Annotated in this window: 15 protein-coding genes; 7 read left to right on the plus strand and 8 right to left on the minus strand. The window is 54.5% G+C overall.

Annotation, left to right across the window (positions count from 1 at the left end):
- Positions 1-77 precede the first annotated feature (77 nt).
- The 5 genes from R3F50_04080 to R3F50_04100 all read right to left on the minus strand — a co-directional run bounded on the left by R3F50_04080 (position 78) and on the right by R3F50_04100 (position 4,477).
- On the minus strand, positions 78-386 hold the full coding sequence (locus R3F50_04080; GenBank protein ID MEZ5489483.1) for a phospholipase D-like domain-containing protein: 309 nt from the start codon (positions 384-386) through the stop codon (positions 78-80).
- Between the two features lie 24 nt (positions 387-410).
- On the minus strand, positions 411-566 hold the full coding sequence (locus R3F50_04085; GenBank protein ID MEZ5489484.1) for a hypothetical protein: 156 nt from the start codon (positions 564-566) through the stop codon (positions 411-413).
- A gap of 477 nt (positions 567-1,043) precedes the next feature.
- Positions 1,044-2,873 carry an ABC transporter ATP-binding protein gene (locus tag R3F50_04090; protein ID MEZ5489485.1) on the minus strand — a complete coding sequence of 610 codons (1,830 nt, stop codon included), beginning with the start codon at positions 2,871-2,873 and terminating at the stop codon, positions 1,044-1,046.
- Between the two features lie 162 nt (positions 2,874-3,035).
- Positions 3,036-3,740, minus strand: a complete 705-nt coding sequence (locus R3F50_04095; GenBank protein MEZ5489486.1) for a hypothetical protein — start codon at positions 3,738-3,740, stop codon at positions 3,036-3,038.
- 548 nt (positions 3,741-4,288) lie between these two features.
- Complete coding sequence (locus tag R3F50_04100) at positions 4,289-4,477, minus strand: hypothetical protein (protein MEZ5489487.1); 189 nt, start codon at positions 4,475-4,477, stop codon at positions 4,289-4,291.
- Between the two features lie 270 nt (positions 4,478-4,747).
- Here R3F50_04100 and R3F50_04105 point away from each other — a divergent pair, with 270 nt between their 5' ends.
- The 4 genes from R3F50_04105 to R3F50_04120 all read left to right on the plus strand — a co-directional run bounded on the left by R3F50_04105 (position 4,748) and on the right by R3F50_04120 (position 10,245).
- The gene (locus R3F50_04105; GenBank protein ID MEZ5489488.1) at positions 4,748-7,093 is read left to right on the plus strand and encodes an efflux RND transporter permease subunit; all 2,346 of its coding nucleotides are present in this window, start codon (positions 4,748-4,750) and stop codon (positions 7,091-7,093) included.
- Between the two features lie 23 nt (positions 7,094-7,116).
- Positions 7,117-7,971: an outer membrane lipoprotein-sorting protein gene (locus tag R3F50_04110; protein MEZ5489489.1), complete on the plus strand. Its 855-nt coding sequence runs from the start codon at positions 7,117-7,119 to the stop codon at positions 7,969-7,971.
- A gap of 12 nt (positions 7,972-7,983) precedes the next feature.
- The gene (locus tag R3F50_04115) at positions 7,984-9,384 is read left to right on the plus strand and encodes a DUF1302 family protein (protein MEZ5489490.1); all 1,401 of its coding nucleotides are present in this window, start codon (positions 7,984-7,986) and stop codon (positions 9,382-9,384) included.
- Between the two features lie 207 nt (positions 9,385-9,591).
- Positions 9,592-10,245, plus strand: coding sequence for a cyclic nucleotide-binding domain-containing protein (locus R3F50_04120; protein MEZ5489491.1), 654 nt, complete (start codon positions 9,592-9,594; stop codon positions 10,243-10,245).
- Between the two features lie 12 nt (positions 10,246-10,257).
- On the opposite strand, the gene R3F50_04125 is transcribed toward R3F50_04120, so the two are convergent.
- Complete coding sequence (locus R3F50_04125) at positions 10,258-10,701, minus strand: hypothetical protein (GenBank protein ID MEZ5489492.1); 444 nt, start codon at positions 10,699-10,701, stop codon at positions 10,258-10,260.
- A 294-nt stretch (positions 10,702-10,995) separates the two neighbouring features.
- Between R3F50_04125 and R3F50_04130 the strand changes: the two genes are divergently transcribed.
- On the plus strand, positions 10,996-11,769 hold the full coding sequence (locus R3F50_04130) for an FkbM family methyltransferase (GenBank protein MEZ5489493.1): 774 nt from the start codon (positions 10,996-10,998) through the stop codon (positions 11,767-11,769).
- 8 nt (positions 11,770-11,777) lie between these two features.
- The gene (locus R3F50_04135; GenBank protein ID MEZ5489494.1) at positions 11,778-12,497 is read left to right on the plus strand and encodes a TylF/MycF/NovP-related O-methyltransferase; all 720 of its coding nucleotides are present in this window, start codon (positions 11,778-11,780) and stop codon (positions 12,495-12,497) included.
- Positions 12,498-12,580: 83 nt separating this feature from the next.
- Here R3F50_04135 and R3F50_04140 read toward each other — a convergent pair whose 3' ends face one another.
- On the minus strand, positions 12,581-13,225 hold the full coding sequence (locus R3F50_04140) for a hypothetical protein (protein MEZ5489495.1): 645 nt from the start codon (positions 13,223-13,225) through the stop codon (positions 12,581-12,583).
- A 143-nt stretch (positions 13,226-13,368) separates the two neighbouring features.
- Here R3F50_04140 and R3F50_04145 point away from each other — a divergent pair, with 143 nt between their 5' ends.
- Positions 13,369-14,580, plus strand: a complete 1,212-nt coding sequence (locus R3F50_04145) for a hypothetical protein (GenBank protein MEZ5489496.1) — start codon at positions 13,369-13,371, stop codon at positions 14,578-14,580.
- On the opposite strand, the gene R3F50_04150 is transcribed toward R3F50_04145, so the two are convergent.
- Complete coding sequence (locus R3F50_04150) at positions 14,545-15,714, minus strand: hypothetical protein (GenBank protein ID MEZ5489497.1); 1,170 nt, start codon at positions 15,712-15,714, stop codon at positions 14,545-14,547. The two genes, R3F50_04145 and R3F50_04150, sit on opposite strands and share 36 nt — an antisense overlap.
- Positions 15,715-15,744 lie beyond the last annotated feature (30 nt).

The following is a 15,744-nucleotide window of genomic DNA, read 5'->3' on the forward strand; positions in this document are numbered from 1 at the left end:
AATTCCACTCGGCGGGTTGTGATAGGCCAGAATTTTAAGCTTCCAGTAGGATAACAGGTTAGCACAGCGTCGCCACTTTACAGCTGGCTGGACAGCGGTACCAACTGCATCAGCCTGAAGAGAACCCGTTGCCAGAAGCCATGGGCAGGTTCCCGGCCGAGTACCTCCACGCCTGCCTGCCACTCGATCCCGGCAGTGGTGAGGACCAGATGATAGGCATTCTCTGTCCTGATCATCTCATCAAAGGATCGCCGTAGCGCGGTTACCAGGTCACTCGATACCAGCATGACACCCAGTTCGGTATTGAGATACAGAGACCGTGGGTCCAGATTCATGGACCCGAGGAAGACTGCCTTATCATCAAAGAGAATGTACTTGGAATGCATCGTGGCCAGGGCCTCACCCGAGTCCTACGCCAGCCTGGCGTCCGGGCGAAACTCGTAAAGCTCGACACCCATTTCGAGCAGGCGTCGACGAAACCGTGTGTACGCGGCGTGGGCGCTGGTGTGGTTGTTGGTTGCCAGCGAATTGGTCAGGATCGTGACTCGCACGCCCCGGTCAATCAATCTCGCGCCGATCTCCAGCAGAGTCTGATCCAGAGGCTTGAAGTCGTGCCTGATCTGGCGCGCATCAGCAATAGTCTCCCACGGACCCTGTTCTCACCCTGCCCTGCCCTGCCTGCCCCAACAGCAGGCGCGAAACAGACAGGCTTTGCCCGCCGGTCTGCTCCAGAAAAAGTAGTAATGGCTGGCCCACAGAGACACGGACGGGGCCATTGACGAGGCGGGATAGCCGTCAGCCATGGTAGCCACCAGGCGAATCCTGTGACTTGAGATAGGTCATGACATAGGGGACAGACCACGGTTTTCTGCAGAAGTTGTGGTTTATCGTGGGTGATAGCCTTCTTCTTTACGGGAAAGCTTACCCTGGTCAGCGAACGGAGCAGAGCAGGATTGGCAGACCGCCAACCAGTTCAGATTAAACGTGGTCTGTCCCCTCTTGAATCAGTTCAGATTAAACGTGGTCTGTCCCCTCTGGCCCGTCTACTGATAGCCTGCCGCCTGCAACCTGAACAGCTGGGCATACTGCCCCCCTGAATCCAACAGGCTCTGATGCGAACCCTCTTCGATAATGTGGGCCTTGTCCAGGACGATAATATGGTCCGCCATGCGCACGGTGGAAAAGCGATGGGAAATAATAATTGAGATCCGATTGGCGGTAAGCTCGCGGAAATGGGCGAAAATCTCCGCCTCTGCCCTGGCATCAATCGCCGCGGTGGGTTCGTCCAGAATCAGTACATCGGCCTCACTGCGCATGAAGGCCCTGGACAGGGCGATCTTCTGCCATTGCCCGCCGGAAAGTTCATTGCCGGCCTGGAACCAGGTGCCAAGCTGGGTGTCATAGCCCTCTGGCAGATCGGCTATAAAGTCCGCCGCCAGCCCCTTTACGGCAGCTTCGGACACCCGGTCCTGTTGATCCAGATGGCGGACATCGCCGACACCGATATTCTCGCTTACCAACAACTGGTAGCGGGCGAAATCCTGGAAGATCACGCCGATTTTCTGGCGCAGTGCGTCAACATCCCACTCCCTCAGATCCAGCCCTTCAAAATAGATGGTACCTTCCGTCGGATTGTAGAGTCGGGTCAGCAGCTTGATCAGAGTAGTCTTACCACTGCCATTCTCCCCGACGATTGCCAGGCTTTCTCCTGGGCGGATCTGCAGGTTGACGTTTTCCAGCGCCGGCCGGGTACTGCCAGGATAATAAAAACTCACCTTGTCAAACCTGATGCCCTGCTCCGGGGCCGGCCCCGCCGCCTTATCCCCGGCTGGCTCCGGAACCTCGTGCTCAAGATATTCGATGAAATTGGACAGGTAAAGGTTATCCTCGTACATGCCATTGATAGACGTCAGGCTACTGGTTACTGCCGTCTGTCCCTGACGGAACAGCGCCACGTACATCGTCATTTGACCGATCGTTATAGTTGCGGCAATGGCTGCAAAAGCGACCCAGCCATAGGCGAAGTAGAAAGCCGCACTGGCCAGCAACCCCAGAACATAGCCCCAGAAGCCCCGCCGCAGCACTAGGTTACGATCTTCGAGGTAGATACGCCGGAAAATATCCACGTAGCGCTGCAAAAAAAGCTTACCCAATTGCAGCAACTTGACTTCCTTCACACCGTCTTCGCGGGTCAACACCATTTCCAGGTAGATCTGCATGCGCCTTTCCGCGGAGCGGCGACGATAGATACGGAATGCTTCGCCGGAAAATCGTGCTTCGGCAACGAACGCCGGCACTCCGGCAAGCCCCAGCAGCAATACCGCGTAGGGTGAAAACTGGAACAACAGGCCGCCCACTGCCACCAGGGAGATAAAGTCTTTAATAACGTCGAAAGTTTTCGTTACCAGGCTCAGGGGGCGACTTGAGGCCTCGCGTCGTGCCCTGACCAGTTTGTCGTAGTATTCTGAATCCTCGAAATGCGCCAGCTCCAGAGTCAGGGCCTTTTCCAGGATCATCACGTTGACCTTGTTGCCCAACAGAACCCGCAGAATTGACTGACTCACCGTATTGATGCGCTGGGCACCGGTCATGATCACCACCAGGCCGGCTTCCAGCAGCACATAGAACAGTACATCACTGCGGGCCTGATCTCTGACGTCACCGCTCTGCTGCACCGCGGTTACCACCGAATCAACAATGAACTGGCCGACAAAAGCGATGGCGGCCGGCATCACACCCGCCACCAGGTTGGCCAGCCCGAGTACAATCGTCAGCGCGGCGCTGGTGCTCCAGACAATCTGCAGCGCCACCTTGCTGTATTTAAACGCCGACAGAAAGCGTGTGAGGCGGGATTCAGGATTTTTACTGTTCAATGTGCCTGGACCAGGATTCAATTGCAGGGGGTGGACGGTTTACGCCGCTGTGGTGATAGTAGATTCCAGCAAATAAAAAAGGGCTCCGTTTACTGGAGCCCTCTATGATAGCCGAGCAGTCACCGAATCGCGACGGCCCGGGGCGGTTACCGCAATCCGGCCTTAAAGCTTCATCAGTCTGATAACGATCCTGTCGGTATTACGACCGAGACTGGGGTCGGTGGGGGACAGGGTATGATCGTCGGCGGGATTGTCCAGTACCTGACTCACTCCTACCACCGCAAAACCGGCCTGGGTGACCGCCCTCACCACCTCATCGAAAGCGATTCGGTGCAGAGCGGCATTGTCGGCGCCAGGAGTCCCCTCATGGTCGATGATCCCGAGAATACCGCCCGGCTTCAGAGCAGTCATAACCTGCTCCAGAATGCCCTGCGCGACCTGGGGATCCCGATTGTGGAAATCATGGAAGTTCAACGCCGTCATGGCGACATCCACTGAGCCGGGCGCGGCATCGCTGATGGCACCTACCAGCTCGACATTTCCCAGGCGATTGGCCCTGGCAGTGGCGACTTCTTCCGCACTGCTGCCCGGTCGGTTCTGCATCAATACTGTACCGTTCGCACCTACCGCGTAGGACAGCACTTCGGTGTACCAGCCCGTCGAGGCGTTGATATCCAGCACTGTCATCCCCGGTTCAACACCAAAAAAGTCCAGCACCTGAGGTGCCTTGCGGCTGGCATCCCGCTCTTTATCCGCAGCAGGCCGGTCCGGGTTGGCCATAGCCTGTTCCAGACTGGCAATATCCAGTGCCGATGCGGTACTGCAAACCAGGCATGCTGCTGCCAGCAGGGAGGAAATGAATTTCATAGACTTCTACCTTTTCTCAGTGACTTCAATTTGATTGGGAGTGAATGGCGCTGGTTGCAGCGCTTATACTTGTTGGGTTTGTCCCACTTTCTATTTATCTAATTATCTAATTATCGATTGATCAGGTTAGTGATCTGTCGATGCGACAGGGAAGCTGACAGCAATGATGGCGACAAGCCATCGTCCCAGCCGGTCAGCTGCAACAGACAGACCCCGTCGGGCCTCGCAGAGCATAAACCAAGCACGCTACCGAGTATAGCGCCTGTGAGCCGCTCGCCGCGGCAGGTGGTTAACTCGTAGCTTAGACTGCACTGAATCGACAGCGCAACGGCATTGATCCGCGCAAACCTGCACCTGGAGTCAGCAGACTTTGCGGCTGCCCCCCCCGCTGGCAGAAACAGAAACTCTTGCCTGCTGAGCCTTGGCCATTTTCCCAGGGCAAAAAAAAGGCCGCTGGGCATTGCGGCCATCAGGCTTACTAACCAAGGTTTACGTTATTATTTTTAAGTACAACCTTTGTAGTGCTAGTCTGTTAAGTACTGTTCAACCTAGTGCAATCGATGGGCGACCATCAGTTCCTTTTCGAACATCTCCTTGACCTTCAGCAGTTCGCTGACGTCATCGTCGGTTTCCATCAGCGGCAGATGCTGCTCGATGTCCGTCAGAATATTGGTGATGCTGCCGGTATCCAGCGCGCTCAGGTCCACCTCGAAAGGCCAAAGTTTGTCGAAGCTCATACCCCAGTGTCCAAATTTTGATCAGTTCCGCTGTCGTTGCCTGAAATACTATCGACTGACTTTAAGATATCTTCATAACAAATTCTAAAATATAAGGTTTTTATCCATATCAGAAGAGTTCTCACGCCTCCTGCCACAAACTTTACGGGACCTGTCCGTACGTGTAGACTGCGTCAACCTTCAGGGCTGGAGGGGGAGTTACCGCAGCATCAGGCCAGCCAGACAAGGACTTGCGACCCTACGACAATAAAATAAAAAAGGGCATTCGGGATGACAGCCTTTATTCGCGCATGGGCAGATACAGTTACCACCCGGCGCCATCTGATACTTCTTCTGGGAATAGTGCTTCTTCCGGTCATGCTGTTCACCGGCAAGGCTATCCCGTTCGACAATACGACAGAGCGGTACTTTGTCAGCGGCGACCCTGCCCTGGAAAATTTCGAGTACCTGATCGACCTGTTCGGCGACTACGAATATCTGATCGTCGGTATCGAACAATTATCCGCTGAAAGTGACGTGTTCAACCCGGACACGCTCGACACCATTAACCGTATAACCGGGTTTTTCGACTCCCACCGCTTCGTCACTCAGGTGCGATCGCTGACCAATTACCAATATACCCACGCCGACAGAGACGCCATCAGCACCGACTACCTCATCGAGGATGTCAGTCAGCTGGTAAATAATCCCGCCCTGGTAAACGCCATCCGCAACACCGTGCGCGGCGAAGAACTGGCGCTTGGCACACTGGTCAGTGAAGACTTCCGCCATGCCCGGATTACCGCCCGGGTGGAATACCGGGACTACACAGCAGCGCACAAGGTGGCTCTGGCTCAGGAGTTCTACCAGTTCATCGCCGAACAGGGCCTGGAGAGCGAGGAGTACGCCCTGCACTACTCCGGTTATCCGCTTCTCAGCGAGCGTTTTGAAACCCTGGTTCAGGACGATATGCAGCTGGTGATACCGGTGATGGGACTGCTGATGTTCCTGATGCTGTTTCTAAGCTTTCGCTCACCCCTCGCCATGGTGATGCCGGGCCTGGTCATCGGCGTCGGTGTACTCGGGGTCAACGAGATTCAAAGTTATCTGGGCGCTCCTCACTCCACGGTCGACCAGGCGCTATTGCCCACCATGATCATTATCGGCGTGGGAATTACCGTTCACGTGCTGGTGGAGTTTTACCATGCCATGCGGGAAAACCCGGACAGTATCGCCGCCGCCCGCCTGGCCATCATACGGCTCTGGAAACCCGCATTCTTCACCACCATCACGACCTCGGCCGGCTTCCTTGCGTTGTCGGTCATCCGCATCACGCCGATCCGTGACTTTGCGCTGCTGGGCGCCATCGGACCGCTGCTGTTATTCCTGTTCGCCATGACGCTGCTGCCTGCCCTGCTGAGCTTCACCACCCAGATTCCCCGACGCACGCTGGGCGCGATCTCTACAGGGCTGGTATCACGCTTCACCGGCGCCCTGCCCGACTTCACTTCGAAACACCACAAAGGCATCATCGCCTGTGGGCTGGCCTGCCTGGTCTTCGCAGTACTGACACTACCAAGAATCCAGATTGACACGAACTATATCACCCAGTTCAAACAGGCCAGCCCGGTCAGACAGGATATCCTGTACCTGGATCGTATTTTCCGCGGTGTGCTGACCCTCGATATCATTCTCGATTCCGGTGCGCCGGAAGGTGTCAAAGATCCTGAATTTCTGCGCCAGGTAGAAGCCTACCAGGCGTGGTTGGAAAGCCGCCCGTCCACCGGGCCGGTCAACTCACTGGTTGATTACCTGAAGGAGATCAGCCAGGCGCTCAACGGCGACAATCCCGATTATTACCGTTTACCCGACAGCCGCGAGATGGCTGCGCAATTCCTGCTGCTCTATGACAGCTCAGGAACCGATGAAGACCTGTCGGACATCAAAGATTTCGATAACCGCTTTCTGCGGTTGATCGTACCGATAGTCAACATGGCCGCCTCCGAGGCCAGGGCGGAACTCGACACTATCGAGACCTATGGCCGGCAGAACTTCCCGGCGCTGGAGCCCATACTCACCGGCGGTATGGCACTGCGAACCGCCCAGGATGTCTATGCCGCGCAGGGCATGTCCCGCTCCTTCGGTACCGCCCTGCTGGTGATCAGTCTGTTCTTCTTTATTCTGTTCAGATCATTCAAGTATGGCGTGCTGTCCCTGATACCCAGCGTGCTGCCCATCGTACTGACGGGCGGCATTGCCGGCGTTCTGGGGGTTTACCTGGACCTGAACACCATGCTGGTGGGAGCCATGACCATGGGAATAGCCGTGGATGACTCCATCCATGTCATGAGCCGTTATCTGACTGCCAGAAAATCCGGGGCGTCCACTCACGAGGCCATTGACAGGGCCATGAATGAATCCGGTCGCGCGGTAATTTTCACTTCTGCAGTACTGGTTCTCGGCTTCAGTGTGTTCTGTCTGGCATCCTTTACTACTATTATTTATGTCGGTCTGTTCGGTTCCATAATCATGCTGCTGGCGCTGCTGGGCGACCTGCTGCTGTTACCGGCACTGCTTTTCTGGATAGACGGTAAAGAACCTGCTCATGAATCCCGACAACAGCCCGATGTCACCTAATGAACTAATGAATCAATGAACTAATGAAATTTGAACCAGCCAGACCCATGACACCAAAGAGCAGAATATCCGCACTATTGCTGGCCTTCGTCCTGTTGCCGATGGAGCACCCGGTACACGGTCAAAGCCCCGAATACAACGCCGCGGAAGTGGTACGTATGAACGATCAGCTCGAAGATGGCGAGTCGGCCGTCAGCGATTATCGCCTGGTGCTGATTGACCGGCGCGGCCGACAGCGTGAGCGCCAGCTGCGGATGTATTCAAAAGACTACGGGGAGGATTCCCGCACCCTGTCCCTGTTTGACGCACCAGCTGATATCCGGGGTACCGGCTACCTGAACTATGACTGGGACGACCCCGACATGGATGACGATTCCTGGCTTTACCTGCCCTCCCTGCAGCGGGTCAAGCGGATTGCCACCAGTGACACGTCGGATTCCTTTCTGGGCAGCGATTTCACTTACGCGGACATCAATGGTCTCGAGATCAGCTGGTATGACTACAGTTTTGCCAGTGAGAGCGAAGTGGTGGACGGACAGGACTGCTGGGTGATCGATATCGTGCCCAAACCGGAATTCCGCGACAAGGCAGAAGACGCAACCGGCTATTCGCGCCTGCGAACCTGGATTCGCAAGGACAATTTCGTGCAGCAGAGAAGCCAGGCCTGGGAGTTGCGCGGCAACCGCATCAAATACTTCAATTCGTCGGAAATTGAACAGATCGACGGGATCTGGACCACCCGGCGCATGCAGGTCATCACCACGCGCAATGACCGGCAGGAGCATGCCAGCGTTCTGCAACTGGAAGACGTCGCTTACAATATCGAGCTCAGTGACGACATTTTTACCACCGAGAACCTGCAGCGCGGTCTCGACTGACAGGGTCGCTCATTGAATCGGTCACCCCGACAGCTTCACTCCCAGTTCCGGACCGCGCTGCTGTGCAGCACTTTCCTTTTTTCCTGTGCGGGCGCCCCGGTACAGGCCCAGGATGATTTTTTTACCAACCTGGAAATTGAACCGCCCGATCAGGGAGCAGACAGGGACGCGCCGCTTTCAATTCTGGGCTGGGTTACCGAGGAGTTGTCCTACGGTTACCGTCGTCCGGACCCGCCTTTCAGCCGCACCGATCGCCAGCTCACCCAGGTGGAAACCAGCCTCTATACCCAGGTGGACTGGCAGGCGTCCGACACGCTGAATTTTCGCTTCAGCGGCAAAGCGTATCACGATGCCGTGTTCGCCCTTGAGAGCGACACGCCCTTCACCAACTCCGAACGCAGTCTCTACCGCAATCGTTTTGAGGTCCGGGATTTCTACCTCGAAAAGCAATTCGACAGCGGGCTGTACCTGAAGGCCGGCCATCAGATCCATGCCTGGGGTTTTGCCGAGTTTCTGCGGGTTACCGATCTGATCAATACCGAGGACCAGTACACCATCGGCCAGCAGGACCTGGAGGACATCCGCCTGCAGGTACCCTCCCTGCAGCTCAGTTATTCACTGCTGAACTGGACCCTGGATGCCGTAGTCACCTTTCATGCCGGCTACAACGACATCGCGCCAGCCGGCGACGAATTTGATCAATGGCTGCCCATCCGCCAGGAGAACTGGCTGATAGAACGAGACGACCCTGGTAACCGTTCGGAAACTTTTCTGAGAGCGTCCACCCATTACGCGGATGGAGACCTGCAGATAGTGGTGGGCGAATACAACAACAATCAGTTGACCATTGACGGAATCAGCCGCATCAAATCCTTCAGCCCGACCTTTCATCTGGCCCAGCAGCGCATGCAGGCTCTGGGCGTGGCCGCCAACCGCGTGCGCGGCTCGTGGCTTCTATTCGGAGAGCTCGGGGTGCAGCGAAACGCACCGGTCACGCCGTTGGGCCTCGATGCCCTGCTGAATCCCCGTGGCTGGGAAGAACGCAGCCGCGTGCTGGGTGCTCTGGGCATCGAATACAACGGCTTCAGCAACACCCTGCTGAGCCTGGAGCTGGACAATACCCATACCCGCGGCGACGTGCAGAGGCTGGAAATAGACCGCAACCAGGTAGGGGTCGGCACCCGTCTGTACTGGACCGGCTGGAACGAGCGAGTGGAGCTGTTGTCGGTCTGGAACCGGCTGGCCAACGACCAGGGCTCTCTGACCCGGCTTTCGGTGGATTACAATTGGTCTGACAACTGGAAATTCGGTTTGCTCTGGGTGGACTACAGCGCCGGCCGTGGTTCCCTGTACCGTGGCTTTCGCAACAACGACATGTTGCAGTTGAATGCCCGCTTCAGTTTTCAGCGTTGACAAGCTCGGATCGAGTCCATCGACTATCAACTGTAAATTCACCAACAGCTTGGAAGCTCCGCAGCAATAAAGCAGGGCAAACTCTGGGTAGAGAAAGCGTAGTCAATCTCACAGCAGTTAGGGCTGTGATAATCTACGCCAGGTAAACGTTTGTGCTGACAGCCAGCAACCACCATTGGAAAGCTTTCCGTACGAGGATCTGCATGTATGAATAAGTTGGAAATCAATGAAGAAAGCCTCCAACAGATACTTGGCAATTGCCATCACAAGAGCTATCCAAAAAACGCCAGAATCGTCAGCCCGGGGGACGCAGCCGACAAGCTCTACTACGTTGTGGAAGGCTCATTGGTGGTCATGCTGGAAGATGAGCTGGGTCAGGAAGTAATTCTTACCTATCTGAACTCAGGCGAATTCCTGGGCGAGATGGGGCTGTTTGTTGAACAGTCAACCCGCAATGTCCTTATCCGAACCCGTGCAGATACTGTACTGGCTGAGATCAGCTACAGTCGGGTAGCTGAATTAATCCATGACTCTAACAAAGAGGCTGCAATCGCTTTGCTTATTGGTATTGGCTCACAGTTGAGTGATCGCTTGTTGAAAAGCAGCCGAAAAGTTGGCCTCCTGGCGTTTCATGACGTGACAGGCCGTATTGCACGAACCCTGATTGAGCTTTGTGAAGAGCCCGAAGCGCTGACCCATCCAGATGGCATGCAGATTCAGATTACCCGGCAGGAACTGAGCCGGATCGTAAGCTGTTCACGGGAAATGGCGGGGCGAATCATGGCCAGCCTGGAACAGGAGGGTCTCATCACCGTGGAAGGGAAAAAGACCGTTATCGTCCATGGTGCGTCCAGGCCTTAGTTAGCAGCGCGGCTAGCTGGAGCTTACGCTGGCCTTAACGTCTACTACATTACCGGCGTTACTTGTCGTCTCAGCGCTGTCCGGTACGGGATGATCTTCAAGGGCGGCAATCTTCGCCATCTGCCGCACGGCTTCATGCATCTCCAGCAGAATTCCTTTGAAATCCCCCCTGTCATCATCACAATTGCGTATTGCCAGGGCAGATCTGTGCAATCGCCTGATCAGTGCAATCATTCTGTCTCCCTCCTGTCGCAGGGCAATATATTTGCGCTCCCTGGGAAGTAACCTTAAGGCGGCGCCATAGCTTCCCGCGCCAGCGCACATCAAGCCAATTACCACAATTTCGAATTGCACTTGCTGGCCCATTTGGTTGGTAAAAAAGACCGATGCAAGGACGGCAAGTACTCCGGCACTTGTCAGCACCATATCCAGTAAGCGGGAAATCTTTCTTGTCATCGCCGTTTCCACTGAGATTAGCAGGTAAATGAACGCTCCGACCACAACATTAAGGCCACGTCTCACCAGCGTAAACCATACATCTTTGATTTTGTGAAATTTGTCACTTCTTAAAAAACCTCAGTGCAATTGCCCCTTTGCGGTAATCAATCCGCGATTTCGTGAAATAAATAGGAAAACTGGCGAGACTGGCTGCCGATAACATGACGGTACTGAAATTATCGGACAATTCTCAGGGCTGCGTGCCACCGCACGCATGGTTCTGGGAATTTTCTTCCGCAGCAGAGAGATCCCGTGAAACATCGTCTAAGAAGCGCCTGTCTCAAGCTTGTACAGAAAACGCCCTTTGAGCATGCTATCAAGGACCTGGTAGTACGGTTCTCATCCAGCGCTGGAGCAGCCGATGATCGCAGCACCTTCCAGGTCATCGACAGATGCGTCAAGGAGGGCTCCAACTGCATCGATATCGGTGCTTATCGTGGCGATATCCTGCGACGCCTGGTAAAACGTGCAGGCAAGGGTGAGATCCACGCCGTTGAACCCATCCTGGAAAACTGTGAGTACCTGCGGAAAAAGTTTCCTACCGTTAAAGTTCACAATCTGGCCCTGTCGGATCATGTAGGGAAGGCGACCTTCTTCCACGCCCTTGGCAGACCGGCGCGGAGCGGCTTGCATAAACAGAATTACCCGGATCCCGATGAACAGGTTAACGAGGTGGCCATCGGCGTGGCTACCCTGGACACCCTCATACCACCCGGGACCCGCATCGACTTCGTAAAGATTGACGTTGAAGGCGCGGAACTGGCGGTGCTGCGGGGCGGGCGGGAACTGATCCGGAGATGGCGGCCGATAATAATTTTCGAGCATGCGGAACCTGCCGCACTGAAATTTGGCGACAGCTCGGAGAGCCTGCGTCAGTTCCTGACCGAGGAGTGTGGCATGAACATTTCCAGCATGCAGAGGTGGCTCGACGGGGGCAGGCCCTATAGCCCGGATGAATTTCATGCAGCACGACTGCAGCATCATGCCATGTATTTCATCGCCTATCAGACTATCGAAAAGGAATAAGATTACCGGTGAAAATACCTATACTCAGCCAACTCATTCGCAGGATCCAACCTGAAACGCTGATCGATAAGACCGCCAGGTTTGTCGCCTGCGAGATGATCGAAGGTGATTATCTCGAGTTTGGCGTTTACCAGGGGGCCGCCTTCATCAGTGCCTACCATGCCTTCAGAGAACAGTTCGAAGACCGGGTCAATCTTCAGATTGGCGGCAAGGATCAGCAGGCATCCAGGGCCAGGCGACAGGATTTGTGGAACAGCATGCGCTTCTTCGCCTTCGACTCTTTTGCCGGATTACCCACCCTGGCAGACGAAGACACCTCGACTGCGGATTTCGAGCAGGGGCAGTTTGCCTTTCCAGCCAGCGAGTTTCGCAACAGGTTGAAAAAGGGGCGTGTACCACTGGATCGCGTCAGGGTAGTAGAAGGCTGGTTCGAGGCAACCTGCACGGAACAGACCCGGAAGACACATGATCTCACCAGAGCAGCGGTGGTCTGGATAGACGCCGACCTTTACAGCTCTGCCAGAACCGCACTGGAATTCATCACGCCACTGATCCAGGACGGAACAGTAATTATCTTCGATGACTGGTATTCCTACCGGGGCAACCCGAAAGAGGGAGAACAGCGGGCTTTTCAGGAATGGCAGGAAACTATCAGAGACAGATTCTCGGTGCAGGAGTATCAGAAAGAATCCTGGAAGCGAAACAGTTTTATCATTTCCGCTCGGTAGTCTGCCGTGGCTCTGATTTTGCAATGGGGAAGGTTACAGCGCCCGCTCAGGACTTCGCCGAAGACCGGAGGCCCGCGGAAGAATCACTGCAGTCGGCATGAAACAATCAGGGTTTCGGAATACCAGGGAAAGATCAGGGCCAGCTTTCTCCAGATCTGCTTAAACACAGAGAGCCGCTTCCGATTCAGAAAGGTGAAATTGATTTCTTCGACGACGAGGTTATTCCTGGCCAGACATTGAACAAGTGTGGTTGGGGTAAAGTTGACGACATGGTCAGGATGACAATGCTCCTTCCGAAAGAACGCATTGAACACATTGAGCAAAGACAGCGCATTCGGCGTACTGATCAACAGGTGCGTGTTTTCGTTCATCGCGGCGATAATGTTTGATAGCCCCGTTCTTATGTTCTCAAGGTGTTCAATAGTTTCTCCGAAAATAATAACGTCTGGTTCAAAATCAATTTTATTAATATCATTCATGTCCAGATGCATAATGTTCCCGATGCCGTTTTCGCGCAGATAGTCGATGGCGTCAGTATCCACATCCAGACCGACCACCTCTGCGGCGGAATGACTGAGCCTGGAGTGGAGCAGCAGGCCATCAGCAAGTTTCTCTCTGGTAAATGGCGCATCACATGCCCCGATGTGCAGGACCTTTTTATTCCTGCAATAGTCAGCGAAGTATTCGTCGCGAAGCGAGGGCAGCAGTGCCGGTTGGTTGGGTAACATAGAATAGAGATCTGCCATTTTTCTGAATGGTCAGCATTCTAGCTGAGATCTCCCTGCGGTAGAAGCGAACAGCGCAATCTGCGCTGCCTGAGATACACACTCTGATGAGAAGCCTGAGCAGTCAGAAGTCGGAACACCACACTATGAGTACAGAAAAGAAGTACCTCCTGGTATTCGTTGAGAACCTGGAAAAGCTGGCTTTTTTCTCCCGGCTTTATCCTGCCTTCAGAGACAGGGGCTACGGACTGCTGGTAGTGTCCAACCGGGTTTCCGTGATTCTCCAGGCCAGGCGTCATGGGATGATCAGCAGACTCTGCCGGAGAGATCACCGTGATGTCGATCTCTCCGGTACTCTGGAATTACTGAGACAGGACCTCACTGAGCACCAGGCGGAAAATTTCTACGGCGGAATCCTGAAATGCGTGGAGCAGGCCGCAGATTCAATTCAGCTCTGTGGGGGGTTGATCTGGAATGGTGGCAGGCTGGCTGATTGGGCCATTGCCGACTATTGCAATGAGCGGGGGTTGAATTGTCTGTTTTTCGAAATAGGCAACATACCAGGCAAGATGATCGCCGATCCAATGGGCGTGAACGCAAGGTCATTGCTGGCGGGTAAGGGATTCCGGCAGGAATACCAGCCAACCCCCTCTTTCGACAGCTGGAGAAAGTCCTACATCGCCACCAAACTGCAACAGCGGTCTGTTCCTCAGGCCCGCTCAGTGGGCCAAATCAATCCTTTCTACCTGATTGATCTGCTTGGATTCCTCTTGCTGGCGGCGCCCAGAAATACCAACCGCACGGTGAAAGCGATGCTGAAGAACGTATTCCTGACACGATCGGTGGCACTGACAACCACAGAGACGGTACCTGAAACCAGATTCTTTTTCCTGCCCCTGCAAGTAACCAACGACACACAGTTGTTCCTTAACAGCAAGGTCGATAATCGGGGTGCACTGGAATTCGCCCTGCATCTCTGTGAAGAAGAACAGGCTATGCTGGTCGTCAAGCCTCATCCGGCCGAGACATCGCCGCAGTTTCTTGCCTGGCTGCAACAATTCGCCCAGGAGAACAATATTCAGTTAAGCCGGGCCAACACCATGGAGTTGATCAGTAAATCAGATCGGGTCATTACCATCAATTCCACCGTCGGTCTTGAGGCCCTGCTGTATGGCAGAGAAGTGGAAGTGCTCGGCAATGCGGTCTACAAGGGTTTCGGGGAGGCTGACCTGGACAGGTACGTCAACCGCTACCTGCTCAATATCGACTATTTTTCCCGCCAGGAGATCGCGGCCGAAGCCGTCAATGAAATCGAATTCCGATTATTTACCGGCTCGATAGATTGTGTAAATCCCTGACAGGGACAGCGTGCACAGACTGAGGACCATGCCAATGGCGGCACTGGCGATACCAAGACGGTCCAGCAGCAGCAGGGTTGCCGCGATATTTACAACGGCGGCGCTGAAAGAGATAAACATATACTTGCCCGTGAGACCTCTGGCAATGAGGATATTGCTGAAATACATGGCGACCGGCGACACAGCCAACCCACCCAGAAGAATAAGCAGGCTGGTCTGTGAAGCTGAATAGGGAGCGCCAAACACCAGGCTCAGAATCGACTTCCCGTAAACAGCAAACAGCAGAACGGCGGCGCCCCATACCGGCAGAAGTCGCTTGATACACCTGGCCAGTTCTTTGAGGAGGAGATCTGATTTCAGGTACTGCGCAACTGAAATTCTGACAATCAGCGCGCAAATGGACAGGAAGCCCAGGTAAAGGGTCAGCGATACGGAATACAGGGCCAGGTTTTCCAGTCCCAATCTCGATTCGATCAGAAAGGTCGGAATATAGAGATTGATATAAGAGGCGACGGAGCCAAGGAAAGTAAAAACACTCAGCGAGAAATACTTCCGGGCGTGAGTAAAGTCCAACCGCCCGAGGAGATTGGGTACATGGTGGTGCTGGAGAAAAACATACAACAGGTAACCCGCCAGAAGCAGCAGGAAGTGGGACGTCAACAACACGCTCCCCTCGGCGCTTAACAGAATCAGCGGGTAAAGAAGCAGGAGGGGTGCGGCCCTCAGCACCCCGAGCGCCACATCCTGTTGGACATTCTGATTAATATCAAAACTGTACTTGATGTCGAGGATGGCCGGAGCAACACAAAGCAGCGCCAGCAACACCAGGTACGAAGGTATATCGGAATAATCAGAGTAGATAACAATCGGAACAATTAAAGCGCAATAGATGAAGAGCCTTATGGGTACTATGTTGCTGGTGATTGTTCTCAGTGAATAGTCCCGCTGCAGATTCAGGGCTGTCCGTTCGAAGCCGAAATTCACGAAGGCGTAACCCATGATGACCATGTTTTTCAGTAGATTAAAAACACCGTAATCACTTTGTGTCAGCGCGTGGGCCAGCAGACTGGCGACAATTAACTGGATCAGTGCCGGCAGTTGCGATCGAAAAATGAGGCCGAGATCATTCACCACTGAACCTGCCCCTCTGGCAATCCTGGCATT

This window comes from Gammaproteobacteria bacterium, from assembly GCA_041395725.1.
Lineage (GTDB): Bacteria > Pseudomonadota > Gammaproteobacteria > Pseudomonadales > Pseudohongiellaceae > NORP240.

What these genes read in the sequence shown, in the direction of transcription:
- R3F50_04080 (MEZ5489483.1), bottom strand. Translation starts at nt 386, where the DNA reads ATGCATTCCAAGTACATTCTCTTTGATGATAAGGCAGTCTTCCTCGGG.
- R3F50_04095 (MEZ5489486.1), bottom strand. Translation starts at nt 3,740, where the DNA reads ATGAAATTCATTTCCTCCCTGCTGGCAGCAGCATGCCTGGTTTGCAGT.
- R3F50_04100 (MEZ5489487.1), bottom strand. Translation starts at nt 4,477, where the DNA reads ATGAGCTTCGACAAACTTTGGCCTTTCGAGGTGGACCTGAGCGCGCTG.
- R3F50_04105 (MEZ5489488.1), top strand. Translation starts at nt 4,748, where the DNA reads ATGACAGCCTTTATTCGCGCATGGGCAGATACAGTTACCACCCGGCGC.
- R3F50_04110 (MEZ5489489.1), top strand. Translation starts at nt 7,117, where the DNA reads ATGAAATTTGAACCAGCCAGACCCATGACACCAAAGAGCAGAATATCC.
- R3F50_04120 (MEZ5489491.1), top strand. Translation starts at nt 9,592, where the DNA reads ATGAATAAGTTGGAAATCAATGAAGAAAGCCTCCAACAGATACTTGGC.
- R3F50_04125 (MEZ5489492.1), bottom strand. Translation starts at nt 10,701, where the DNA reads ATGACAAGAAAGATTTCCCGCTTACTGGATATGGTGCTGACAAGTGCC.
- R3F50_04140 (MEZ5489495.1), bottom strand. Translation starts at nt 13,225, where the DNA reads ATGTTACCCAACCAACCGGCACTGCTGCCCTCGCTTCGCGACGAATAC.
- R3F50_04145 (MEZ5489496.1), top strand. Translation starts at nt 13,369, where the DNA reads ATGAGTACAGAAAAGAAGTACCTCCTGGTATTCGTTGAGAACCTGGAA.